At 44.8% G+C, this 17,455-nt stretch carries 17 protein-coding genes; 11 read left to right on the plus strand and 6 right to left on the minus strand.

Annotation, left to right across the window (positions count from 1 at the left end):
• The first annotated feature begins 167 nt into the window (after nt 1–167).
• From MICAI_RS05140 to MICAI_RS05155, 4 genes are all read left to right on the plus strand, one after another.
• Entirely contained in the window at nt 168–419 is a 252-nt protein-coding gene (locus MICAI_RS05140; protein WP_008198736.1) for a DUF2283 domain-containing protein, read from the plus strand.
• A gap of 66 nt (nt 420–485) precedes the next feature.
• Nucleotides 486–710, plus strand: a complete 225-nt coding sequence (locus MICAI_RS05145) for an AbrB/MazE/SpoVT family DNA-binding domain-containing protein (protein ID WP_012267820.1) — start codon at nt 486–488, stop codon at nt 708–710.
• 4 nt (nt 711–714) lie between these two features.
• Complete coding sequence (locus MICAI_RS05150; RefSeq protein WP_008198742.1) at nt 715–1,122, plus strand: type II toxin-antitoxin system death-on-curing family toxin; 408 nt, start codon at nt 715–717, stop codon at nt 1,120–1,122.
• A gap of 320 nt (nt 1,123–1,442) precedes the next feature.
• A complete protein-coding gene (locus MICAI_RS05155; RefSeq protein WP_008198744.1) occupies nt 1,443–4,394 on the plus strand; it encodes a CHAT domain-containing protein in 2,952 nt (983 codons plus the stop codon).
• Nucleotides 4,395–4,777: 383 nt separating this feature from the next.
• Here the strand turns inward: MICAI_RS05155 and mnmG are convergent, their stop codons facing one another.
• On the minus strand, nt 4,778–6,685 hold the full coding sequence (gene mnmG / locus MICAI_RS05160; protein WP_008198746.1) for a tRNA uridine-5-carboxymethylaminomethyl(34) synthesis enzyme MnmG: 1,908 nt from the start codon (nt 6,683–6,685) through the stop codon (nt 4,778–4,780).
• A gap of 232 nt (nt 6,686–6,917) precedes the next feature.
• Between mnmG and MICAI_RS05165 the strand changes: the two genes are divergently transcribed.
• Nucleotides 6,918–8,345, plus strand: coding sequence for a cytochrome ubiquinol oxidase subunit I (locus MICAI_RS05165; RefSeq protein ID WP_008198748.1), 1,428 nt, complete (start codon nt 6,918–6,920; stop codon nt 8,343–8,345).
• A gap of 8 nt (nt 8,346–8,353) precedes the next feature.
• Nucleotides 8,354–9,367, plus strand: coding sequence for a cytochrome d ubiquinol oxidase subunit II (gene cydB, locus MICAI_RS05170; RefSeq protein ID WP_002753098.1), 1,014 nt, complete (start codon nt 8,354–8,356; stop codon nt 9,365–9,367).
• 81 nt (nt 9,368–9,448) lie between these two features.
• Here cydB and MICAI_RS05175 read toward each other — a convergent pair whose 3' ends face one another.
• Nucleotides 9,449–9,943, minus strand: a complete 495-nt coding sequence (locus tag MICAI_RS05175; protein ID WP_039899628.1) for a phosphoribosyltransferase — start codon at nt 9,941–9,943, stop codon at nt 9,449–9,451.
• 22 nt (nt 9,944–9,965) lie between these two features.
• Nucleotides 9,966–10,199: a hypothetical protein gene (locus MICAI_RS05180; protein WP_002771307.1), complete on the minus strand. Its 234-nt coding sequence runs from the start codon at nt 10,197–10,199 to the stop codon at nt 9,966–9,968.
• A gap of 80 nt (nt 10,200–10,279) precedes the next feature.
• Between MICAI_RS05180 and MICAI_RS05185 the strand changes: the two genes are divergently transcribed.
• The 4 genes from MICAI_RS05185 to MICAI_RS05200 all read left to right on the plus strand — a co-directional run bounded on the left by MICAI_RS05185 (nt 10,280) and on the right by MICAI_RS05200 (nt 13,072).
• Nucleotides 10,280–10,969, plus strand: a complete 690-nt coding sequence (locus MICAI_RS05185; protein ID WP_008198756.1) for a lecithin retinol acyltransferase family protein — start codon at nt 10,280–10,282, stop codon at nt 10,967–10,969.
• 90 nt (nt 10,970–11,059) lie between these two features.
• Complete coding sequence (locus MICAI_RS05190) at nt 11,060–11,296, plus strand: hypothetical protein (protein WP_039899623.1); 237 nt, start codon at nt 11,060–11,062, stop codon at nt 11,294–11,296.
• Nucleotides 11,297–11,378: 82 nt separating this feature from the next.
• Complete coding sequence (locus MICAI_RS05195; protein WP_008198757.1) at nt 11,379–12,542, plus strand: GuaB3 family IMP dehydrogenase-related protein; 1,164 nt, start codon at nt 11,379–11,381, stop codon at nt 12,540–12,542.
• A 188-nt stretch (nt 12,543–12,730) separates the two neighbouring features.
• Nucleotides 12,731–13,072 carry a DUF760 domain-containing protein gene (locus MICAI_RS05200; RefSeq protein ID WP_008198760.1) on the plus strand — a complete coding sequence of 114 codons (342 nt, stop codon included), beginning with the start codon at nt 12,731–12,733 and terminating at the stop codon, nt 13,070–13,072.
• A gap of 542 nt (nt 13,073–13,614) precedes the next feature.
• On the opposite strand, the gene MICAI_RS05210 is transcribed toward MICAI_RS05200, so the two are convergent.
• Both MICAI_RS05210 and MICAI_RS05215 read right to left on the minus strand, forming a co-directional pair.
• On the minus strand, nt 13,615–14,166 hold the full coding sequence (locus MICAI_RS05210) for a TolB family protein (RefSeq protein WP_008198763.1): 552 nt from the start codon (nt 14,164–14,166) through the stop codon (nt 13,615–13,617).
• On the minus strand, nt 14,150–14,431 hold the full coding sequence (locus MICAI_RS05215) for a helix-turn-helix domain-containing protein (RefSeq protein ID WP_002754772.1): 282 nt from the start codon (nt 14,429–14,431) through the stop codon (nt 14,150–14,152). Before MICAI_RS05215 ends, MICAI_RS05210 begins: the two co-directional genes overlap by 17 nt.
• Nucleotides 14,432–14,911: 480 nt before the next feature.
• Between MICAI_RS05215 and hisA the strand changes: the two genes are divergently transcribed.
• Nucleotides 14,912–15,673, plus strand: coding sequence for a 1-(5-phosphoribosyl)-5-[(5-phosphoribosylamino)methylideneamino]imidazole-4-carboxamide isomerase (gene hisA, locus MICAI_RS05220; protein WP_008198767.1), 762 nt, complete (start codon nt 14,912–14,914; stop codon nt 15,671–15,673).
• Here hisA and MICAI_RS05225 read toward each other — a convergent pair.
• A complete protein-coding gene (locus tag MICAI_RS05225; RefSeq protein WP_008198769.1) occupies nt 15,670–17,439 on the minus strand; it encodes an HlyD family efflux transporter periplasmic adaptor subunit in 1,770 nt (589 codons plus the stop codon). The genes hisA and MICAI_RS05225 overlap by 4 nt on opposite strands.
• Nucleotides 17,440–17,455: the final 16 nt, after the last annotated feature.

Genomic DNA, 17,455 nt, shown 5'->3' on the forward strand with positions numbered 1-17,455 from the left:
CTTGATAAGGGGGGTTTGATCCCCCCTGCTCCCCTTGATAAGGGGGGTGGCGATCCCCCATGCTCCCCTTGATAAGGGGGGTTTCTGATAATTTTTAACGCCTACCTACTTAGTAATTATAATCTTTTGGTAACTGTCCATTTTGAACGCCGATTAAAGGGGAAACTATGAAAATAAACTATGATCGAGCCGCTAATGCCGCTTATATTCGTCGTTTTGAGGGAAAGGTTATTGATTCTGAGGAACTAGCGCCGGGGATTATCTATGATTACGATGAGACGGATAGGATTGTAGGGATTGAGATTTTAGCAGTCAAACAGAGAACGGCCGAACGATTCAAAAATATTGATTTTCCGTTGGAAGAGAGTGAAAAACAAGAGATTAGACAATGGTTCGGAAAGTTAATACTAAATTGTTAAGTGATGTGAGAAATTCAGGAAATATGGGAGGTGCTATAATTGACATATTTACTCAGTCAAAAAACGATGATTAAGTTAAAAGTCACAACGGTAGGGAACTCTATGGGGGTGATTTTCCCGAAAGAGTTGGTGGAGAAGCTGCGCCTTAGTAAAGGCGATATGCTCTACGTCTTGGAAACGCCGAATGGCTTTGAGCTTACACCCTACGACCCCGAATTTGTCCAGCAAATGGAAGTGGCGGAGGAAGTGATGCGCGAAGACTGGAATGTTTTGAGAAAGCTGGCAACTTAGGCTCATGAACCAGCTAATCTGGATAGCTGATGGGGTAGCTCTCGCGATTCATCACCGCCAAATAGCCGAGCATGGTGGATTAGAGGGTATTCGAGATGAGGGGTTGCTAGAAAGCGCATTTTCCCGACCGCAAAATCTTCTGGCTTATTCTGAGTCGCCTCCTGACATGGCTTCTTTGGCAGCAGCCTACGCTTATGGGATTGTCAAGAATCACCCTTTTGTAGATGGGAATAAGAGAACGGCCTATGTGGTGACGAGGACTTTTCTCAGGCTCAATGGCTACGATGTTCAAGCTTCTAGTCAAGAAAAATACCAGATATGGATCGATCTTGCTGTTGGTAAGCTTTCAGAGGAAGAATTAGCTGATTGGATTAGGAAACGTTTATTAAAGATTCCTCTAATGTCGGGTTAGCGAGGGGAAAAATCATGTCATTGATTAGATCTTCGTACTTAAATAAGACTGTTATCGCATTAAATTTAACAAGGTAGTTCAATATGATTACCTTTGAAAACGCGCTGGAGTTGGTTAGTCAATTACCAAGGGAACAGCAAGAAATGTTAATCGAGTCAGGGGAGAATATCAGGAATTGAGAGCTTGTTCCTGTAGTTATGATTGCCGCATCATTTTCTATTTAGAACGAGACGAGAAAACTCAAACAGATAGGATAGTTTTGATTAACATTGGAACTCATGATGAGGTGTATTAACTAATAACTGATAGCGGAAATAACTATGAATCCCAAATTTTACGCCTTACTTACTCTTTCTCTAGTGGCTACCGTCACCCTACCAGTTGTTAACGGGAAACTCTCCTCTCTCGTCCCTGCGGTGATGGCGCAAAATACAAACGCGAGGAAAGCCGAAGCAGATAGGCTTTTACAACAAGGTATTCAACAATATCAAACCAGTCAATTTCGGGAAGCATTACAATCTTGGGAAAAAGCCTTACAGATTTATCGAGAAATCAAAAATCGCCAAGGGGAAATGCTTTCTTTAGGCGCTTTAGGACTTACTTACGACTCTCTCAGACAGTACCAAAAAGCGATTGAGTACCATCAACAGTCTTTAGCCATCGCGAGGGAGTTAGACTATCGGCAGGTGGAATCGCTTTCTTTAAGTAGTTTAGGACTCGCTTACCGTTCCCTCGGACAGTACCAAAAAGCGATCGAGTACCATCAACAGTCTTTAGCCATAGATAAGGAAATCGGCGATCGCTCTGGGGAAGCCAGTTCTTTAAATAATTTAGGAATCGCTTACGGTTCCCTCGGACAGCACCAAAAAGCGATCGAGTTCTATCAACAGTCTTTAAGCATTGCTAGGGAGATCGGCGATCAAGGAAGTGAAGCCAAAATCTTAGGCAATTTAGGGGTTGCTTACGATTCCCTGGGACAGTATCAGAAAGCGATTGAGTACCAGCAACAGTCTTTAGCTATCGCGAGGAAGATTAAAGATCGCTCCAATGAAGCCAATTCTTTAAACAATCTAGGCGACACTTACAACTCACTAGGACAGTATCAGAAAGCGATCGAGTACCTTCGACAGTCCTTAGTGATCGCGAGGGAGATTGGCGATCGCCAATGGGAAACCAATTCTTTAGGCAATTTAGGAAACGCTTACCAATCCCTCGGACAGTACCAAAAAGCGATCGGATACTATCAACAGTCTTTAGCCATCGCGAGGGAGTTAGGCGACCGACGGGGGGAAGCCTATTCTCTAGGCAATTTAGGAGCCGCTTACCTATCCCTCGGACAGTATCAGAAAGTCATCGAGTACCATCAACAGTCTTTAGCCATCGCGAGGGAGATCGGCGATCGCTCTGGAGAAGCCGCTTCTTTAGGCAATTTAGGAATCGCTTACCGTTCCCTCGGACAGTACCCAAAGGCGATCGAGTACCAGCAACAGCATTTAACTATCGCCCGCGAGATCGGCGATCGCCAAGGGGAAGCCAATTCTTTAGGAAATTTAGGAAACGCTTACCAATCCCTCGGACAGTACCAAAAGGCGATCGAGTACCTTCAACAGTCTTTAGCCATTGCGAGGGAGTTAGGCGACCGACGGGGGGAAGCCTATTCTCTAGGCAATTTAGGAGCCGCTTACCTATCCCTCGGACAGTACCAAAAGGCGATCGAGTACCATCAACAGTCTTTAGCTATCAATAGGGAGATAGGCGATCGCCAAGGGGAAGCCAATTCTTTAGGCAATTTAGGAATCGCTTACGGTTCCCTCGGACAGTACCAAAAGGCGATCGATAATTTAGAAGCATCCCTAAACATTACTTTAAAAACCCGTAGCGAATTATCCCGCGATGATCGCAAGGATTTTTTAGCCGCTAATGAGAATCAAACTCCGGTAATCACCCTCGCCGAAGTCCTCATCCAACAAAATCAACCAGAAAAAGCCTTTCAATGGCTTAACCTCGCCACTACTGCCGATCTCGCCGATTACAATCGCCTGATTAATGCCAAAGTTGCCGATCCCGATGCACAAAAAGCACTTGATAACTGGAACACCGACAATCGACAACTCGAAGGAATGCGCCGACAACTACAGGATAAATACTCCCAAGAACTGGCACAACAGCTCCGACAATTCGAGGAAAAAGTGTATAAAAATGCGGAAACTATCGGAGATAAATATCCTGAAATTGCTGAACTTTTTGAAACTAAACCCACCGACATCGCCCAACTCCAGAAAAATATCGCTCCTGATACCCTCGTTATTCAACCCGTTCTCCTCCGCGATAAAGTCGCCCTATTTCTCGTTACTAGAGAAAAATTAATCGTTATTCAAAGTGATACAAAACGCGATGAATTGAATAAACTCGTCAGCGAATACCGTACCCAATTAGCTGATCGTCGAAATGCCGACTACCTCGTTACCGGTAGTAAATTATACGAGATTTTAATCCGTCCCATCGAGTCCCAAATTGCCACCAGTTCCCCGAAAAATATCGCTATTATCGCCACCGGACAACTGCGCTATATTCCCTTTGAAACTCTCTACGATAAGAAAAATGACCAAGTTCTCCTAGAAAAATATCCAATTTATTATTTAACTCGCATCTCCACATCTACCCCTCCCGCGACCGAAAGAAAACCCTTACAAGGCCTAGCATTTGCTAACCCTAAACCCACCCAAGAAGAACTTAAAGGCACAGAAATAGAAGCAGAAACTATCAGCAAAATCTTTCCGGGAAGTGAAAAATATCTCGGTACAAATGCAACTCTAGATATATTCAAAAAACAAGCCTTTCGCTTCTCGATTTTACACTTAGGAACTCATGGATGTTTTAATCTTGCTGGCTGTCCTAATTTGGGTATGCAAGCTAATACTATTCTTTTCGCAAATAAAGAGCAATATAACATCGCCGATGCCGCATTATTAGGCTTAAAAAATACCGAATTAATCACCCTGAGTGCCTGTCAAACCGCCAAGGAAGCCAACGCAGACGGCCAGGAAATTTCAGGACTTGCTTACGTCTTAGAAAGAGCCGGTGCTAAATCAGTAATTGCCAGTCTTTGGAGTGCTGAAGATAATACCAGTGCGGAAATTATGACGCAATTTTATCAAAATCTCAAGAATGGTATGACTAAAAGTGAAGCCATGCAAAAGGCCAAACTGAGTCAAATTAAAAGCCATCCTTATTTTTGGTCGCCCTTTATTTTGATTGGGGCTGCTAATTAAGTAGGTAGGCACAATTATTTGTAGGATGGGTTAGCGGTAGCGTAACCCATGCGGGCGTTGGGTTTCCTTACGTCAACCCAACCTACGTTCATTTTATATTTAATTCCACCCACCCACTTAGGGTTTGCTGAAAAAGTACGGGCGAAGCATTCGGATAGAAAATCTACGGTTTCACCGATAGGTTATTGCCCGAATGCTTCGCCCCTACAGGAGGCGGGCCGATGAAGACGCAAGGTTTTGAAGCATGATTCTCTCAAAATCTTGCACCTGTTTCGCGAGAAAAGCCACAAAACCCTTACCTTGCCTACATTTCACATTTATTCAGCAAACCCTAATTAAGCAGCCGATGATAACTCTCGATCGCTTAAAATCGAGATTATTTGCTAACTTTTAACTGCCGACATCTGCCGCATTTCTAAATACACTAATAAAGCGTTGATATCGGCAGGATTGACTCCGCCAATTCGCGAGGCTTGACCGATGGTGGCGGGTTTAATTTTTGTTAATTTTTCCCGCGATTCCATTGACAAAGTTTCGATTTTCATGTAGTCAATATCGGGGGATAAATGACGGTTACTGTGGCGACTAATTTGGTCAATTTGATTTTGTTGTCGTTTCAGATAACCGGAATATTTAATTTCAATTTCTACCCCTTCTCTTTCGGCTAAATTTAACTCGGGATTACCTAAACCATAACGATCAAGATCGAGATAATGCAAGCTAGGACGACGCAGTAAATCCGCTAAAGAGAGAGAACCTTTGATTTTTTGTTCCGTATCCTTAACGATGGCAATTGCCACCTCATCCCGTTCTTTAATTCTCGTTTCGTGTAGGCGTTCTTTTTCAGCGATAATATTAGCTTGTTTAGTTTGAAATAATTGCCAACGCCGGTCATCAATTAAGCCAATTTCTCGCCCTAAAGGTGTTAATCTTTGATCGGCATTATCCGATCGCAATATTAACCGATATTCGGAACGACTGGTTAACATTCGATAGGGTTCCCGCAGATCCTTGGTACACAAATCATCGACCAAAGTTCCTAGATAACTTTCCTCCCGGGGAAAAACAATTAACTCTTTTCCTAAAGCAAACCGGGCCGCATTAATCCCCGCCACCAGTCCCTGGGCTGCCGCTTCTTCATAACCGGTTGTCCCGTTAATTTGTCCCGCACAAAATAACCCCTCAATCTTCTTCGTCATCAGGGTTGGATAACACTGAGTTGCTGGTAAATAATCATATTCCACTGCATAGGCAGCACGCAACATCACACAGTTTTCTAAACCGGGTAAAGTCCGCAGCATTGCTAATTGAACATTTTCCGGCAGTCCGGTTGAAAAGCCTTGGATATAAAGTTCGGGAATATCGCGCCCTTCCGGTTCGATAAAAATTTGATGACTTTCTTTATCGGCAAAACGGACGATTTTATCCTCAATACTAGGACAATAACGCGGCCCTTTGGAGTCAATAAAACCGCCATAAATGGGGGATAAATGTAAATTATCTCTGATTAATTGATGAGTTGCCGCCGTGGTGCGGGTGAGATGACAGTTCATTTGTTCTCGTTCGATCCACACCTCTGGATCAAAACTAAACCAACGTACCTCGTCATCGGGCGGTTGCGGTTCCATGCGGGAGTAATCCACCGAACGCTTATCCACACGGGCAGGAGTGCCAGTTTTTAGGCGACCGGTCTCGAATCCGAGACGATTTAGGGTTTCTGTTAAACCCACCGCCGCAAATTCGCCCGCGCGTCCGGCGGCCATGGATTTGCCGCCAATCCAGATTTTGCCGCCTAAAAAAGTGCCAGTGGTTAAAATGACGGCTTTAGCGGCGAAACAAGTGCCGAAATAGGTTTCTACCCCTAAAACTTGCTCATTTGCCCCTAAAATCAGGTCTGTGGCCATGCCTTCCCGAATAACCAGATTGGCTTGGGTTTCGACGATACCTTTCATCACCGCCGCGTATTCCCGTTTATCGGTTTGGGCGCGTAGGGCCCAGACTGCCGGTCCGCGAGAGGCATTAAGAACCCGTTTTTGCAGATAGGTGCGGTCGGCCATTTTGCCAATTTCGCCGCCTAAAGCGTCCACTTCGTGGGTTAATTGGGATTTAGCTGGACCACCGACGGCGGGGTTACAGGGTTGCCAAGCGATTTTATCGAGATTAAGGGTGAGGAGAAGGGTACGACAACCGAGACGGGCGCAAGCTAGGGCCGCTTCACAGCCGGAATGGCCCGCCCCGACGACGATGACATCAAATTCATCTTGAAAGTCTGCGGCTGAGGAGAAAGTCATACTCGATCGAGGGGAAAATTAATTAATCAGGCTAATATTCTAGCAATTTTTCTGAGTTTTCCCCCCAATATAATACAAGAATACTAACTAAGTCATTGACTAACACCAAAGCGATCGCATAAATCTAAAAACAATCTGTATAATCCCTATTTACCCTTGCCTTTTCAGGGCATTACTGGCTAAGTATTATAGGTGCTTATCATATCTTCACGATCGTTTAAAGATTGTAATCATGGATTTACTTGCCAATCCCGTTGCTTTGTCGCGGATACAATTCGCCATCACCGCTATCTTCCATATGCTTTGGCCGGTGTTAACCACTGGTATGGGCATTTATCTAGTCATTGTCGAAGGATTATGGCTAAAAACTCGCAATCCTGACTACTATCATCACGCTCGCTTCTGGTCAAAACTCTACATTCTCAATTTCGGCATTGGAGTTGCTTCTGGTTTACCCATGGCCTTCCAGTTTGGTATGAATTGGGCGCCTTTTTCGGAAGCAGTGGGGGACTTTTTCGGAACTATCCTCGGTTTCGAGGGAACCATGGCCTTTATGCTAGAGGCTAGTTTTCTAGGAATTATGTTGTTTGGTTGGGGACGAGTTCCCCCTTTAATTCACTTCCTAGCGACAATTCTCGTCGCTTTCGGGGCTAATCTTTCCACTTTCTGGATTTTAACCGCTAATTCTTGGCTGCAAACCCCCGCCGGCGGCATTTTCGTGGATGGTAAATTTATCGTTCAGGATTACCTACAAGCGATTCTCAATCCCTTCATGGTTAATAGTTTCCTGCATATGTTTTTCGCTACTCTGGAAACTTCTCTTTTCGTCATTGGTGGGATTAGTGCTTGGTATTTGCTCAATAAACGTCACATTAGCTTTTTTAGTCGTTCTCTCAAAATTGTTCTTACTCTAGCGATTGTTATTGCTCCCTTGCAAATTTTTGTCGGTCATCTTAGTGCTGAACAAGTGTATCACTATCAACCGGCTAAATTAGCCGCCATGGAAGCGCAATGGGAAACTATTCCTGCGGGAGAAACTGCCGGTTGGAGTTTGGTCGCTTTACCCAAGGATAAAGCGGAGACAAATAGCTGGGAAGTGAAGATTCCTAATGCTTTGGGTTATCTTTTGGAGTTAAAACCCAAGTTATCGGAACCTGTTCTCGGCTTAAAAACGTGGAAATACGAAGACAGACCGCACATGGTGGGGCTAATCTATTATTCCTTCCGGATTATGGTCGCTATCGGTCTTTTTCTTGCGTCTTTAATGGCTGTAACTGTCGGGCAATGGCTGCGCGGTCAACTGAGTCACGAAAAAATCGACAGTCAAAAATGGTTACTGCGCGCTTGGGTTTTTGCAGCCCCTCTGGGTTATCTTGCGGTTGAAACCGGTTGGATTGTCCGTTGTGTCGGTCGTCAACCCTGGACAGTTTACAATCAAATCCGGACAGTGGATGCTGCTTCTAAACTGCCCGCAGGCGAGATTTTAACCTCTTTAATCGGAATTACGGCGATTTATGTCGTTTTCTTGGTTTCTGCTCTCTATTTCGGTAGTCTTATTATCCGTCAGGGACCAAATCTTAACTTACCACTGCCGGGGACTCAACAGGAAAAAGTGACCTCACCAGAACTAAATCCTCGTTCCCTAGAAGCGCAACAATAGGAGGAACTATGGAACCGTTACAGTATTTTTTGCCGCAAATTTGGTTTTTTATTCTGGGATTATTTCTGTTTCTCTACGTCCTTCTCGATGGTTTTGACTTGGGGGTGGGAATTCTTTCCCTGACTTCCTCCTCCGAGAAGCGTCGCAGTATTTTAATGACCAGTTTGGGCAATGTTTGGGATGCTAACGAAACTTGGATTGTCTTGATGGGTGGTTCCCTGTTTGGGGCGTTTCCCCTAGCTTACGGGACAATTTTAAACGCTTTATACCTGCCAGCAGTGATTATGGTGGTGGGGCTGTTATTTCGGGCTGTTTCCTTCGAGTTTCGTGAACATTCTCGTCGCAAGTTGTTCTGGAATTATGCCTTCGGACTCGGCAGTTTTTTGGCCGCTTTGGGGCAAGGATTCGCCCTCGGTGCGGTTTTTGAGGGCATTAAAGTGGATGAATTGGGTCATTTTGCCGGCGGCCCCTTTGATTGGTTAACATGGCGATCGATTCTAGTGTCTCTAACTTTAATCCAAGCTTATGTTTTAGTGGGTTCCACTTACCTAATTTTGAAAACTACGGGTAATTTACAGGAAGTTCACTATAAAACGGCAAAAATTGCCGCTATTACCACTTTTATCGGTGCTGTCTTTATCACCATCAGTACGCCGCTGCTTTCTGACCATATCCGTCAGCGTTTATTTGACCCTCGACTAATTTACATCTTTATCCTCATCCCGATTTTAGCTGTGGTCTTACTGGGTTTATTACTGCGGAGTTTGCAACTAAAGGAAGAAAACACCCCCATGGTCTGGACAGTATTGCTGTTTATGCTCTCTTTTATCGGTTTGGGATTGTTGATTTTCCCCGATATTATTCCCCCGTCCGTGACAATTTATCAAGCGGCGGCCGCCCCTAGTTCTTTGGTGTTTATGCTGACTTTTGTGGGTTTTTTAATCCCAATTTTACTAGCTTATACAGTTTATAATTACATCGTTTTTCGGGGTAAAATTACTGCTGAATCCTACGGAGAATAGATGACGTTGCCGATTTCAGATATCAATCTTCTTTGGTGAGATTTTTAAAGGGGGACTCTCTAAGCTGATGCTAAACTGAATTTATTCTAGGAGGTCTTTGGGTGTAATTAACTCGTAACGCTCGAAGGGTTGATGAATCCAAGGATTATCGGGGTAATATTCCACATAATAGTCAGGTTTGATTCTTGATGCCGCTTTGTACCAGATCACCGCAGTTTTGATATTGGTAATCCCGTATTTTTCCTGCAATAAAATCGAGGTTTTTTGGAGAGTGATTCCCGAATCGACTAAATCATCCACTAATAACAAGGGACTCTTTAATTTGGCTTCGATCATGGCTAAATTCGAGGAAATAGTTAATTCTCCCCGAATTTGATGATTTTGCCCCCCGTAGGAAGCAGCGTAGAGAATGGCTAGGGGTTGACGAAAAAGACGACAGAGAATGTCACCGACGCGCAATCCTCCCTTAGCTAAACAGACAATCTGAGCAAATTGCCAACCAGAATGATCGATTTTTACTGCTAATTTTTCGATCAGACGATGGTATTCATCCCAAGAAACATAAACATCGGCCATATTTTCCATTCCCGATTCAGAATTACTTATTTTCGGCAGGTCGATCACTACTCCAGGCCCACCAAACTCGATCGCATTGACAATGATAGAATTCCTGCCATTTACGACGAGAATCTTCTCCTAAAACGGGAGCGCGGCGATTGATCCAAACGGCCTGAGCTTCTTTAGCTTTTGCCCCACAGTAAGGACAACAAAAATTGTAGGCGTGAACAGCATTCTCTGTCCAGTCAGGGGGAAAGGGACTAAAAGCATCCATAATCTCTAAAATATAAGATTAATAACTAGAAAAACTGGGTCAATAGATAATCTCCTTGTTTACTTTATCACTAAAAAAATATGGCTAAAGGGGATCAAATATACGCCTATCGGGAATTGCTCAATCTTCGGGGTGTTTATGCCCATCATGGCATCGATTGCGGTGATGGTAGCGTCATTCATTACCGAAAACCGAGCGAGATTGTGGAACGAACTTCCCTAGAAACCTTTGCTAGGGGGGGTAAAATCTATGTGGTGCGCTATGTAGAGGTGGGATTTTCATTTATCCCCGATGTGGTGGTAGAAAGGGCGCTAAGTCGTCTGGGGGAGCAGAAATATAATCTTCTTTTTAACAACTGCGAACATTTTGCCACTTGGTGTAAGACCGGTATTAGCAAAAGTCAACAGATAGAAGAATTTATCCCGATTATTACCCATTTACAAGCGGTGGGACTCTACGAACCTCTGAAAAAATCCCTGATCGGAGCCGACCCCAACAATGCCCAAACCCTGTTAACAGGGGCTTTAAGCAATCTTAAGGTGAGTTGGGATGAAATTCAACCCCAGTACAAAAAAGCCATTCAAGAAGCAGAAACATGGAATCGAGTAGCGATCGAAGCTTTAAGCAGAAATCGCGATGATTTAGCCCGGGAAGCCCTGAAACGCAAGGTAGAAGCCAAAAAACAGGCAAAACGCCATCAGGAACAATTGGATCAAATAGCGGCCATGACCGAAAATGTTCTTAAAAGTCTGGTGATTGCTAACGGTTAGTCTGGATGTCAGTAAACGGTTCAGTATCTAACCATCTGCCGATTACCTCGGTTGATTCCCATCCACATCAGGTAATTTTAGTTGCTCGCCATGGAAATCTGGATTATTTTACGTTTTTCAATCGCCGCTGCCATTATCGCTTTAGTTTGCTGGTCTTTAACCAGTGCCGTGCGCGATAGTTGGCAAGTTGCGCGACGGATGCACTCTATCCCTTGCTCCCACTGCCGCTACTTTACCAACGATTATCGCCTCAAATGTAGTGTACAACCCAGGAGCGCCAACACCGAACAAGCGATCAACTGTGGCGATTATTTTCCCGATGCCTAGTTTGCCATAATACCGAAAAGCTTTTCGAGATGGTGCGAAATTTGCTAGTCTAGGCTAAATAGGTCTGAAATAGTATAGAAACGTGGATACAATTATTGGTCGGGGCAAAACAGCCCGTAGAGCTTACGGTATCGATGAAATCGCACTTGTACCCGGAGTGCGAACCCTCGATCCTAGTTTAGCCGATACCCGTTGGTCTCTCGGCAATATCGAGCGGGAAATCCCGATTATCGCCAGCGCTATGGATGGGGTGGTGGATACTAAAATGGCCGTCCTTCTCTCCGAGTTGGGGGCGCTAGGGGTACTAAACCTCGAAGGTATTCAAACTCGTTACGAGGATCCTAACCCGATTCTCGATCGCATTGCGGCGGTCGGCAAAGCAGAATTCGTCGGTTTAATGCAGGAACTCTACGCAGAACCGATTAAACCGCAACTAATCGAGCTTCGTATTCAAGAAATTAAAGAAAAAGGCGGTATTGCGGCAGTTAGCCTCACCCCTGCCGGTGCCGTCAAATACGGTGCTATCGTTGCCCAAGCAGCGGCCGATATTCTCTTTGTCCAAGCAACGGTTGTTTCCACTGCCCATTTATCCCCGGAAGCTATCACCCCCCTCGATTTAGTGCAACTGTGCCAAGAAATGCCCATTCCCGTGGTTTTGGGTAACTGCGTCACCTACGAAGTCGCCCTTAACCTGATGAAAACCGGGGCAGCTGGGGTTTTAGTCGGTATCGGTCCGGGGGCTGCCTGTACTTCTCGCGGCGTTTTAGGAGTGGGAGTTCCCCAAGCCACTGCTGTGGCCGATTGTGCCGCCGCTAGGGACGATTTTTTCCAAGAAACCGGTAAATACGTCCCCGTTATTGCCGATGGCGGCATTATTACCGGCGGTGATATCTGCAAATGTATCGCCTGTGGTGCTGACGCGGTAATGATTGGTTCTCCCATTGCCCGGTCATTGGAGGCCCCTGGCCGCGGTTTTCACTGGGGTATGGCCACACCTAGTCCGGTTCTACCCCGGGGGACCCGAATTAGTGTGGGCAGTACGGGAACTATTGCCGAAATCCTCGTTGGACCGGCAAAATTAGATGATGGTACTCATAACCTCCTAGGGGCGCTGAAAACCAGTATGGGAACTTTAGGTGCTAAGAACTTAAGAGAAATGCAACAGGTGGAAGTGGTGATTGCTCCCTCGCTGCTGACGGAGGGGAAAGTCTATCAAAAGGCCCAGCAGTTAGGTATGGGTAAATAAAAGTTATCGGTGAACAGCGATCGGTTATCATCAGTGTTAAGTTTTTTATTTTTGCTGGAGATGGGTTTTCTGCTTGGGATTACCATCACCTTCAGGTTCGGTTCTACCGACTCCCACTATTTCAAAAAACTGTTAGATTGGAAGAACCAAAAGGGTAATTTAAAAAAATTGAGTTAAGGAGATCAAAGGTGTATAGAGAAAACGATCGCCATCACAATTTATTTGGTACCGATAGCGAATTTTCCGAGAGTTTGTGGCAGTATGTGCAGACCCTAAGTCCAGAAACAATCGCCCAACTCTCGAAACCGGAGTCCCCAGAGGTTTTCCAGGTGATGGAACGCAACATTATCGGACTTTTGGGCAACCTTCCCTCTGAACATTTCGGGGTCACTATCAGTACCAGTCGCGAACATCTAGGCCGGTTATTGGCCTCGGCAATGATGAGTGGTTACTTTCTCCGCAATGCCGAACAGAGAATGAATTTTGAGAAATCCCTCGCTACTCTCCAGAGCGGTTCTAGCGATGTTTAAAGTTGAGCGGTAGTTAGTGGGAAAGGGAAAAAGATGACTTGGATCTGGCTAATAAATAATAAATGATGACTGATGACTGATAGCTGATTAAAGACAATTGGCTCTTCTAGGTTCTGTGTGATAAGTTTAATTGACATAGGATCGATCGATCTTTGTGTCCTTTGTGTCTTTGTGGTTCGTTCCACCCCCTCGCTCTTGAGAAATGTATCTTAGAATACATTTTACCCACCAAAGCTGGGAGAGCCGACAATTTTGCTGCCAGAGTAGTTCTTTTTCAATTGCCTGTTTTTCTCCGGGAGGGACAGTCCTTTCTGGCATAATATAAAGTCCCAGGGATTTAATCTGTTGATCCCTGCCGTGCTGCTAATTCCAGTTTTGACAGAGATACTGACCAAACTCTCCATATCAAATGGCAGTAAGTACCTAAGCAAAATTAATTACACATATCTAACCACCTCTTGCCTCTTGCCTATCTTCACTAGGAAATTAATTTTGCACGACTACTTAACATTGCTGTCTTTTCACTGATTACTGATCACTGATTATCGGGACGGGGAAGAATTGATCGAGGGTAAAGAAGGAGAAATTTCACCACCTCGATCAAATATTTCCAGATTCCATTGACCGAAACGATTACTTTCAAAAGCAATAAAACGACCGTTACCACTAATCGTCGGACGACGCACTTCTCCTAAAATATTTTCGGTGAGATTTTTGGTTTGCAGAGTTTGTCGATCATAAATATATATATCGGGTTTACCGGACTGTTCCGACACATAAACAATATAGCGACCATCGGCACTAATATCCGGTTGATCTTGATAGGTTTTTGCTTGATTTAACCCGGGTAGGGGAACTAAACGATTAGCCACTCGATCGAATAAATAAATCGTTCGTTGACCCCTGCGATCGGAGGCAAAGACCAGATAACGACCATCGTAGTTAAAACGGGGATTATCTTCAGAGGAAGGGGTATTTAAAGTATTTCCTAAAAGCTGTTGGGGAGGGGTGACAAAACCCGCATCACTACATCCCCCCAGACTGATGATATTAACCGCAAGCAAAAGTCCCAGAAGTTTAGGAAACCTGATCATCGGTCGGCACCGGGGAAGGAAGGATACAACAATTAATATCATCCAGACAAACTTTACCCCAATGCAATGCCCAACGCACCAACTCCACCCGATTATCGGTTTTTGTTTTCGTCAAGATGTTACTAATATGATTATCGACGGTACGCTTACTAATCTCTAGCTTTTCCGAGATTTCTTGATTAGTTAAACCATTAGCCACTAAATCGAGTATTTCTAGCTCTCGATCAGATAATGAAGCGGCTGTTTGAAACTTCCCAGCAGACATGAGTATAATTCCTCTAGTATATCTACTTATCATTCTAGAAGAATTTTTTCTTCTAGGAATCGATAATCAGTAATCAGTGATCAGTAAACAGTAATCAGTGAAAAGACAGCAATGTTACTGCCATTTAATCGTGCACACTTAATAGATACTGCTCACTTAATACTCAAAACCTGACAGGGGGACAAGCTGGCTGAACTCTTTACAGTACAAGCTTTTTGGGGTGTTCGAGCCAAAAAGTTCGATGCAGCTGATCCCCAGTTGTTGATCAAGATTTCTAGTAAGCTCGCCCAAATCCCTGATTCTCTCCTTAGCTTTTTGGCTGAAAGCGATGTATCTGTTTGTAACTGAAGAGCCTCAAAACCTTTGTGGACAATGCTTTGAGAGGGATTGTTCCCCTGTCAGACTCCAAACTGATCACGGATAGCTGACGGCTGGTACTATATAATAAAAAACGCTCCTTAGTTAGATATTGAGAAAAACATGGAAGTTATCCCCGCTATTGATATTCTCGATGGCAAATGTGTGCGACTTTATCAGGGAGATTACCAACAATCGCAGGTTTTTAACGATAATCCCGCAATAGTGGCGCGAGAATGGGTCAATCAGGGGGCAACCAGATTACATTTAGTTGATTTGGATGGAGCTAAAGAGGGTAAATCGGTTAATTTGTCAACTATTGAAACAATTCTTAATGATATTGCCATCCCGGTGCAGGTGGGGGGTGGACTGCGAGATCTAGAAACGGTGAGTAATCTCCTAAAAATCGGGGTAGAAAAGGCGATTTTAGGGACAATAGCCGTAGAAAAGCCAGAATTAGTCAGCGAACTTTGTCAAAGCTTTCCGGGGCAAATAATTGTCGGTATTGATGCTCGCGATGGCAAAGTAGCCACCAGGGGTTGGTTAGAAACCTCCGAGGTAGAAGCGATCGCTCTTGGGCAAGATATGGCAAAAAGAGGGGCCAGCACGATTATCTACACTGACATTCATCGAGATGGCACGCTTTCTGGCCCTAATCTCGCCGCTTTGCGAGAATTAGCCGAATCTGTCGAAATTCCCGTGATCGCCTCCGGGGGTATTAGTTCCCTGACGGATCTACTGAGTTTATTGTCTTTGGAACCTTTGGGAGTAACGGGAGTAATCGTGGGCCGCGCCCTTTATACCGGTGCAGTTAACCTCTCGGAAGCGATTAACGCCATCGGATCGGGCCGTTGGCAGGATGTACCCCCGAATTTTTTCGCTTAACGGACTTGTTTGAGAGTATCCACCTGTTTGTTGAACATATCGGTAAATAGTCCCAAAACAGTGCGATTTTCATTGACTTTGATGTTGACGCTCACGGACATCCCCGATTGCAGGGGTAGAGTGGATTGATCTTTCAAAACTAAATCTTGACTGTTCAAGCGTACCCGGACGGGGAACCGATAAAAACGGTGATTTTCGTCGGGAGGTAAAGCATCGGAACCGATCGAGATTACTTCTCCCTTAATATCGCCGTATTCACTGTAGGAAAAGGAATCAATGCGAATATCGGCTTTTTGTCCCACGCGGACAAAACCGATGTCTTGGTTAGTCACGTCCACCTCTGCCACTAAACAACCTTTAGCGGCATCTTTGACCTGGGTGGGACAGCCATCGGGAACAAGTTTTAATAATGCCTCCGCTTGACTCGGTTGGGGAACAAACCCCGGCCGCGCCTTGAGATCAAAGACCACACCATCGATGGGGGCGGTAATTTTTTGATATTTAATCGTCTGTTGTGCTTGACTAATTTGACTGTCTAGTTCAGCAATGCGCTTGTTATTATCAATGATAATGCGACTGATCTGACTATCGATTTCAGCGATCCGTTTGTGATTGTCCGCCATTTTATCGCGCACATCTTTTTCCGTGATTACCGTGGTATTAATCAGCTTTTCTCGCGCTTGGGAGATCAACAGGAAATAACGCTTTTCCTCCTGTTCCAAACGGGAAATTTCGGCGATGCCGGTTTGTACTTCTTTCTCTTGTTTTTCTTGATCGATTTTGCCATTAGCCTCTTGCTGCAGCAGTTCATTTTGACGGTCAGTAACCGATTGTTTTTGCTTGTTGATCTGATAACGAGCCACTGCTCCTTCTTCTGCCAACGGTTCAATATCGTTAAGAATATTGCGCTCGATATCCAAGCTTTCTTGGCCCTGTTTCATGGCATTGGCATTACGAGTCTTAATTTCTTCTAAGACGAAGCGATCATTAATTAATTGCGAGCGGGCATCGGCCAACTGTACCCTAGTTTGGGCCAATTGTTTTTCTAGTTGTTCCATTTCCAATCTAGCGGCCGCTTGTCGAGAATCGGACTCCCGTTGGGCCGCCTCTAAACGGGCTAATTGATCACCTTGTAAAGAAGAGCTAGAGGCACCTTCATTGACCTGTGCTTGATAAAGTTGATTTTCTGCCACCAAAGCGGCACGATTACGGGCTAAGTCGGCGATTTCACTCGGTAATTTTAATTGAGCGATCGAACTTTCCACTGCTGCCGGTGTCAGATCCTGCGCCATTAAGAGACGATAGAATTGATTTTCCTTCTCAGCACTGGTGCGAATTTTTCTCAAGGATTCTAACTGCACTTTCGAGGCACTGGAATCCATTAAAACCAGCAAATCACCTTTCTTAACTCGATCGCCGTCTTTAACTTTAACTTCCTGTACTACCCCATTCACCGGTGATTGTACTTCTTGCACTTTGCCCTGGGGTTTAAGTTGTCCTTGGGCGCCCACCACCTGCTCGATTTTGGCGAACGCTGACCAAATTAAAGCGGCAGTGGTGACACTCATTAATGTCCAGATAATCGTCCGCGACCAAATGGGCGATTGTTTCAGGATCACCGATTGTTCCGGTGGGCTGAAAGTGGGTAAGGAAGGGGTAATACTTTTATTTTTCGTGGTAGTGGCCACGTTTTTACCCGCTTGGGTCAGTTCATCGCTTTTACCGTTGCCGTTGCCGTTTTGACCGTTGTTAGAATTACCATCCATGAAGATTCTCCTATAT

The sequence above is a fragment of the Microcystis sp. T1-4 genome, from assembly GCF_000297435.1.
Lineage (GTDB): Bacteria > Cyanobacteriota > Cyanobacteriia > Cyanobacteriales > Microcystaceae > Microcystis.